Raw genomic sequence first — 6635 nt, 5'->3', positions numbered from 1 at the left:
TGGCGGCTGCCAATCCCAATTGACCCAACCATTGGGATGACCATGTTTTTTGTATACCAACAAACAGCTCTCCAGAAGCCAGAACATTAGTGGATTTTCTGTCCGCATAAGTCTTTTCAATTTCTGGGGCCAGAAAAAAAGTCTGTGTCTCACCGCCTCTTACCCAAACAGGCCCCGCGGCTATGGAACTAACCCAGGTCCAGTCTTTAGAGGGAACAGCAGGCCCCATGGTGCCGGCAAAGGCTGTACTTCCCAACACACCGGCGGCAGTGATAAAAAGAAATAAACGATACTTCATAAGCGCTCCTTGCAAAGTAAAAACGAGTCATTAAGTGAGTTTGTAAGCAGTCAGCGGCAAACGATTGGAATAACAAGAGAATGAAGGCACAAACGTGCTCCATAGGATTTAAGTAGAGCAAAGAGATGAAACAAAATCCTGAACAAAGGAAAGAAACACAATAAAATGTAGTGGGAAAAGATGATAATAGGAGAAAATCTAGCGCTGATTGCTGATTGCTGATTGCTGATTGCTGGCAATGGTCCCGCCATTGGCGTTAAGAGCAAGTCTTGTTTGATATCTAATAAAGAGTTCATTCCCTGCACCAGCATCTTTTATGTCATTTGATATTGAAAAACTATTTCAAATCATGATACTTTGTTAATGATTTAAAATCAAAAAAATTCCCTCAATTTTTATCCATCAAACGCACTCAAATCATTTAGCGACACCGACTAACTCTGTGGGATAACAGTGGAGTTGCTCTATGGAATATACGAAACAGATATTGTCAATGTTAAGAGAGGGGGATTTTGCGCATCCGGGTGAAATTGAAGCAATCGAGCTTTCTTTGTTACCTATTGCTAAAAATAGTGAAGCACACATACTTGATGTTGGATGTGGATTAGGTGGAACTGCTCATTATGTACAAAAAAAAGGATGGGGTTTAGTTACAGGAGTTGATATTGATAGAACTCTTATTGAGAGCGCAAAGACGAGCTATCCTGATGTTCAATTTATATGCGACGATATATTGAAGAGCACTAAGCTTGCCCACAAATCATTTCAATGTATCTATAGCTTCAGTGCCTTTTTTTGTTTTACATCTCAAGAAATTGCGTTAAAAAAATTAGCACAGCTTTCAGATTCCCATGGGAGGCTCGTTTTATTTGATTACTCAAGACCCGATGTGACACCAATTCAAAGCCCCTTTCCATGGTCAAAAACAGCCTCTCATTTTAATCCAATTTATTTACCCGAGTTAAAAAAGCAGCTCTCTGCCACTGGATGGAGATTTAATGAAAGTGTTGATCTAACTGAGTACTTTATTCTTTGGTATACGCTTTTATTACATTCGTTTGAACAAAAGCGCGAGCAGGTTGAGCATCAATTTGGTCAACGCGCTTGGGATATTCTGTATTCAGGATTCAAGCAATTATTGAGGGATCTCAATACAAAAAAAATAGGTGGTATTGTGGTGTATGCGAGTCTTAATCATGCTTAACCTATTTTAAGAACCGATATTTCTAACAGGAAAGAAGGGTACTTGAGAGTGTACATGCATTCGAGACTTATTATTCGATGTCTTTATCCGAGATACTTTTTCTATAGAAAAAACAAAGAACCATTTTATAATGACACCTATTTTTTTCTTCATGGTACCTTATGCTGCGATTCTTATTGTTACTGGGCTGTATCTCTCTAAGCTATGCCCAATCTCCTGGTTCTTTTTCACAATCTAAGAAAATTGCAGCGCAATTATTTCAGAAACACCCACAAACCATATATTGCCAATGCAGTTATGAAGATAAAGAAGTCAATTTATCCAGTTGTGGCATGCAAGCAGCAGATTCAATCAAAAGAGCACACCGCATTGAGTGGGAGCATATTATGGCTGCCGAACACTTTGGGCAGCAATTTGCATGTTGGCGTGAACTCCTGTGCGAGGACAAACATGGAAAACCCTATAAAGGGCGACGATGTTGTGAAAAAATCGATGAACAATTTCGTCATGTGGAAGCTGAACTTTATAACTTGTGGCCGGAAGTAGGGGTGGTGAATCAAGCCCGTTCGAACTATCGGTTTAGTGTGTTGCCTGAACAGCCCGATTATCTGGGATGTACCATGAAAATTGATAAAAAATTGCGGCGGGCTGAGCCGCCCGATTCTGCCAAAGGAGTGGTGGCACGCGCTTATTTATTTATGGCGGAACATTATGGATTATCGTTAAGCTCATCGCAAAGACAATTGTTTCTGGTTTGGAATAAAACATTTCCTCCAAGTTCCTGGGAAAAACAATGGGCATTGCACGTAGCTGCAATTGAAGGATATGAAAATCCTTACATTATCAATTGGCAAGAAAATGCATCGCTTAGGATGGCTACTCGATAAGAAAAATCACTTTAGTAGTTTTTTTGTTGTGGCATTGGAATCATCTTTCGAAGAGAAAATATCTGTATAATAAATAGTCAAAAAAAATTCCCCTCTATTTACTAAAATTATTTTGAGGGGTGTTCCTGTTTCAAATATCCACTGAATTAAAAGTGCGTGACACATCCTCTTCACGAGTAGTTTGTGAGATTTTTCTCATGAATCAGAATTAAGGACTATACTGATAAAACTTCCTAAATGGACGAAATCATGTGTGGCCGATTTGCTTATATAGCCTCTTATGACAAGTTAAAATATCAATTTCATCTATCCAAATCGATTGAAATTACCCCTCGATTTAATATTGCGCCAGGGGCTGAGCTGGTTTGTCTCGTGGAAACCGAAGCTTATGAAATTCAAAGTGTGTTATTGCGCTGGGGACTCATTCCTTCTTGGGTAACAGACAGAAAAAAAATAGGTAGTCTCATTAATGCTCGTGCCGAAACCCTTTTTGAAAAACCGGCATTTCGCCAGGCGATGAAATCCAAACGTTGTTTAATGCCTATGAGTGGTTTTTACGAATGGCACCAAGAGGAGGGTATTAAACAACCTTATTTCTTTCAAAAAAAGAATCGTGACTTACTGGCTGTTGCGGCTCTTTGGGATACCTGGCAGCATGAAGAAGAAGTAATCCATTCCTGTTGTCTGATTACCACTGACGCGAACCCCTTAATGCTACCAGTGCATCATCGGATGCCTGTTATTTTAGATGAAGAAGCCCAAGCCATTTGGCTTGATAACACGCAATGTGATAAAGCACAACTATTGGCATTAATGAAACCTTATCCTTATGATGATTTGGAAGGGTATCGGGTTTCTACTTTAGTGAATAAGGCTGATTTTGACCATCCCTTGGCGATGGAGCCCTTAGCTAAATAAAAAGTTTTAAAAAAAAATTCTTAATATTCTCGAAGACTTAATGGTGATTTCAGCTCATGTTGCCTTGACGTGGGATTTACAGCTTATTTTTCCTTGTCTATGATATTTGTACGTAAATCAAAAAAGAGTCATCATGTCACCAAGAGGCGGAAAAAGAGCAGGGGCAGGACGTCCTAGGGGTGAGCCGACCAAAGCAGTTCGTCTTCCGGTAGCCACGCTTGCCGAATTAGAACAATTAAAGAATCGTACAGCGCATCAATTGCCCATATTTGCAAGTAAAGTGCAAGCAGGATTCCCATCTCCTGCGGACGATTACATTGAAGGATATCTCGATTTAAATACCAAATTCATTAAACATCCTTCCTCCACGTTTGTTTTGCAAGCCACAGGAGATTCGATGGTGGAGGCTGGTATTTTTTCAGGTGATTGGCTGTTAGTCGACAGAAGCATAGAGCCCTCTGATGGACGTATTGTAATTGCAGCGGTGAATGGCGAACTCACGGTGAAACGCCTTTCAAAAAAGGGCAGTCAGGTACAATTACTTCCTGCTAATCCCAAATTTAAACCCATTGATATTACCCAAGAGTGTGAGATGGTGATTTGGGGTGTGGTCACTTTAGTTCTTCATGAGCTTGCCTAACATGTTTGCCCTGGTCGATTGCAATAACTTTTATGCCAGCTGCGAACGCTTGTTTCGTCCTGATTTAAAGGATGTTCCTATAGTGGTGTTATCCAATAATGATGGTTGTTGTATTGCACGCTCGAATGAGGCCAAAGCATTGGGCATTACGATGGGCGAGCCTTATTTTAAAATTAAAAATTTATGCAAGCAGCATGGAGTGAAAGCCTTTTCTTCAAATTACACACTATATGGCAACATAAGTCATCGTGTGATGTGTACTATTGAGGAACACTGGCCACACGTGGAAATCTACTCCATTGATGAAGCATTTCTTGATTTAAGTAGCTTACCTATCGCGCACCTTGATACTTTTTGCGAGCAACTACAGAAGAAAATTTTAAAACATACGGGAATACCTACCTCAATTGGTATTGGAGCCACCAAAACGTTGGCTAAAGTGGCCAATCATTTATGTAAAAAGGTTTTTAAGATTCCGGTGTTTAATATCACGCCGAACCGTGAGCAATTGTTAAAGCAAATTGCAGTAGGGGATGTGTGGGGAGTAGGGCGGCAATGGGAAAATAAATTAATATCGCGGGGTATTCATACGGCCTATGATTTGGCCATGACCAATACTCATCTTTTGAAGAAAAGTTTTAATGTCGTGTTAATGCGTACGGCCATGGAGCTTCAAGGAATTTCCTGTGGTGGTTTAGAAGAAATTGAGCCGAAACAAAGTATTATGTCGTCAAAAAGTTTTGGACAGATGCAAACCCGATACGCCTCTATTGCCGAATCGGTAAGTAGCCATTGTGCCCGCGCCGTTGAAAAAATGCGCAATCAGCACTTGGTAGCGCAGCGCATGTTTGTTTTTGTACATACCAATCGGTTTCGGGAGGATTTGGCACAACACTTTCAAGCCATGGAGTTTCGTTTTGTGAATGCAACCGATGATTTACGCCTCATTACCAAAATTGCCAAACGATGTCTGCAACGTATTTATAAATCAGGATATTACTATAAAAAAGCAGGGGTATGTCTTGAAGATTTAATTCCTAAAAACCCTCGCCAGCTGGATATGTTTCATCAGCCAAGTGATGCACAATTACATCATACGGAACAGCTGATGAGCGTGTTTGATCACATCAATCAAAAGTATGGACGAAGCACGATTCGACTCGCAGCGGAAGGATATTCAAAACCGTGGGCAATGCGCGCAGAACTTAAATCACCTGCTTATACCACGCGATGGTCTGAGGTTCCTCAAGTTCGCTTGTATTGAAGGTTCTACTATGAGTGAACTAAAGATGAATCCGACAAGAAAAATCATTCATATTGATATGGATTGTTTTTATGCCGCAATTGAAATGCGTGATTTTCCAGAACTGGCCAATAGACCTATTGCGGTAGGAGGGGATGCCAATAAACGAGGAGTTATTTCAACCTGTAATTATGCCGCACGAAAATTTGGTGTGCGCTCGGCAATGTCTACAGCGAAGGCCTTACAATTGTGCCGCCATCTTATCGTACGCCCTGGTCGCATGAATGTGTATCATCAAGAAAGCCAATACATTCGTGAGGTTTTTGCAGACTATACGGATTTGATAGAACCTCTATCCTTGGATGAGGCCTTCCTTGATGTCACCGAATCCACGCAGTGTCAGGGAAGTGCCACTTGGATTGCTCAAGAGATACGAAAGCGTATTTTTCAAACTCGAAAATTAACTGCCAGTGCAGGGATTGCACCCAATAAAAGCTTGGCCAAGATTGCTAGTGATTGGAATAAGCCTAATGGACAAATGGTGATTCGACCTCAAGATGTTGAGGTGTTTATGCTGCAATTACCTGTTCGAAAACTATTTGGGGTAGGTCCCAAGATGGAGGAAAAGTTAGGTACTTACAATATCAAAACGTGCGCGGATGTGCAGCGATACTCCTTAGAATATCTGATTCATGAATTTGGGATTATGGGCGCACGGTTGTATGAATTGTCGCGCGGAATTGATAATCGTCCAGTCAATCCTGAGCGAATCCGCAAATCAATTAGTGTGGAGGAGACTTATTTAAAAGATTTGCCTAATCTTGAGGCCTGTCTTGCTGCATTGCCAGAACTTATTAGGAGACTTAACGCACGTATCGAGCGCGCAGGAGAGATTTTAGGGATTCATAATTTGTTTGTGAAATTAAAATTTAATGACTTTCAACAAACCACAGTAGAACTGGTACATCATGAGATTGATGTTGCAGTTCTTTGCCAATTAATCAAAGAGGGCTTTTCTCGAAAATGTCTTCCGGTGCGATTGTTAGGAGTCGGAATTAAATTAAAACAACATGAAAAAGTATATCAGATGAAGCAATTGTCTTTGTTTGACCTATCTGATGAAAGCCGCCTTGGTGGGCTGTCAGAAAGTTTGCTTCACAAGGAAGCCTCCTTACATTTTTAAATGTACAGCTCCCACGAGGGAACACTGTCTTTATTATCTTTCTAATAAGGGAGAATAAAGTCTTTGAGAAACACCACTTCTATTTTTCCTGAAAACAGAAGCTTGCGCTCCCCAAGTTGCTCGTAGATGTTTGTTTATAAAGGAAGAATACTTAAAAGTATTTTAGAGTTTTTTAAAATAATGTAATAAGTCATAGGATATAATATAAACTGTTTAAATTACCGATATGCTATAATTTACTTATCAGACTGTATAAGCATTT

The 6635-nt window shown here is 40.3% G+C and carries 6 protein-coding genes and 1 pseudogene; 6 read left to right on the top strand and 1 reads right to left on the bottom strand.

From position 1 onward, the window contains the following. Positions 1–298 (bottom strand): annotated as a pseudogene (locus KYQ_RS19380) (porin family protein); the annotation flags it as partial. A 466-nt stretch (positions 299–764) separates the two neighbouring features. Here KYQ_RS19380 and KYQ_RS17315 point away from each other — a divergent pair. The 6 genes from KYQ_RS17315 to dinB all read left to right on the top strand — a co-directional run bounded on the left by KYQ_RS17315 (position 765) and on the right by dinB (position 6373). Continuing rightward, complete coding sequence (locus tag KYQ_RS17315; RefSeq protein WP_019350425.1) at positions 765–1502, top strand: class I SAM-dependent methyltransferase; 738 nt, start codon at positions 765–767, stop codon at positions 1500–1502. Between the two features lie 161 nt (positions 1503–1663). Further along, positions 1664–2389, top strand: a complete 726-nt coding sequence (locus KYQ_RS17310; RefSeq protein WP_019350424.1) for an endonuclease — start codon at positions 1664–1666, stop codon at positions 2387–2389. A gap of 249 nt (positions 2390–2638) precedes the next feature. Beyond that, positions 2639–3307 (top strand): SOS response-associated peptidase, encoded by a 669-nt coding sequence (locus KYQ_RS17305; protein ID WP_019350423.1) that lies wholly within the window; start codon positions 2639–2641, stop codon positions 3305–3307. A 133-nt stretch (positions 3308–3440) separates the two neighbouring features. Next, on the top strand, positions 3441–3947 hold the full coding sequence (locus KYQ_RS17300; protein WP_019350422.1) for a LexA family protein: 507 nt from the start codon (positions 3441–3443) through the stop codon (positions 3945–3947). Then, a complete protein-coding gene (locus tag KYQ_RS17295; protein ID WP_029489089.1) occupies positions 3934–5211 on the top strand; it encodes a Y-family DNA polymerase in 1278 nt (425 codons plus the stop codon). Before KYQ_RS17300 ends, KYQ_RS17295 begins: the two co-directional genes overlap by 14 nt. 25 nt (positions 5212–5236) lie before the next feature. Next, the gene (gene dinB, locus KYQ_RS17290) at positions 5237–6373 is read left to right on the top strand and encodes a DNA polymerase IV (protein WP_019350420.1); all 1137 of its coding nucleotides are present in this window, start codon (positions 5237–5239) and stop codon (positions 6371–6373) included. Positions 6374–6635 lie beyond the last annotated feature (262 nt).

The organism is Fluoribacter dumoffii NY 23, assembly GCF_000236165.1.
GTDB classification, from domain to species: Bacteria; Pseudomonadota; Gammaproteobacteria; order Legionellales; family Legionellaceae; genus Legionella; species Legionella dumoffii.
The sequence above is the reverse complement of the archived record's forward strand: the minus strand, read 5'-3'. Positions and strand labels throughout refer to the sequence as shown.

What these genes read in the sequence shown, in the direction of transcription:
- dinB (WP_019350420.1), top strand. Translation starts at nt 5,237, where the DNA reads ATGAATCCGACAAGAAAAATCATTCATATTGATATGGATTGTTTTTAT.
- KYQ_RS17305 (WP_019350423.1), top strand. Translation starts at nt 2,639, where the DNA reads ATGTGTGGCCGATTTGCTTATATAGCCTCTTATGACAAGTTAAAATAT.
- KYQ_RS17315 (WP_019350425.1), top strand. Translation starts at nt 765, where the DNA reads ATGGAATATACGAAACAGATATTGTCAATGTTAAGAGAGGGGGATTTT.
- KYQ_RS17300 (WP_019350422.1), top strand. Translation starts at nt 3,441, where the DNA reads ATGTCACCAAGAGGCGGAAAAAGAGCAGGGGCAGGACGTCCTAGGGGT.
- KYQ_RS17310 (WP_019350424.1), top strand. Translation starts at nt 1,664, where the DNA reads ATGCTGCGATTCTTATTGTTACTGGGCTGTATCTCTCTAAGCTATGCC.
- KYQ_RS17295 (WP_029489089.1), top strand. Translation starts at nt 3,934, where the DNA reads ATGAGCTTGCCTAACATGTTTGCCCTGGTCGATTGCAATAACTTTTAT.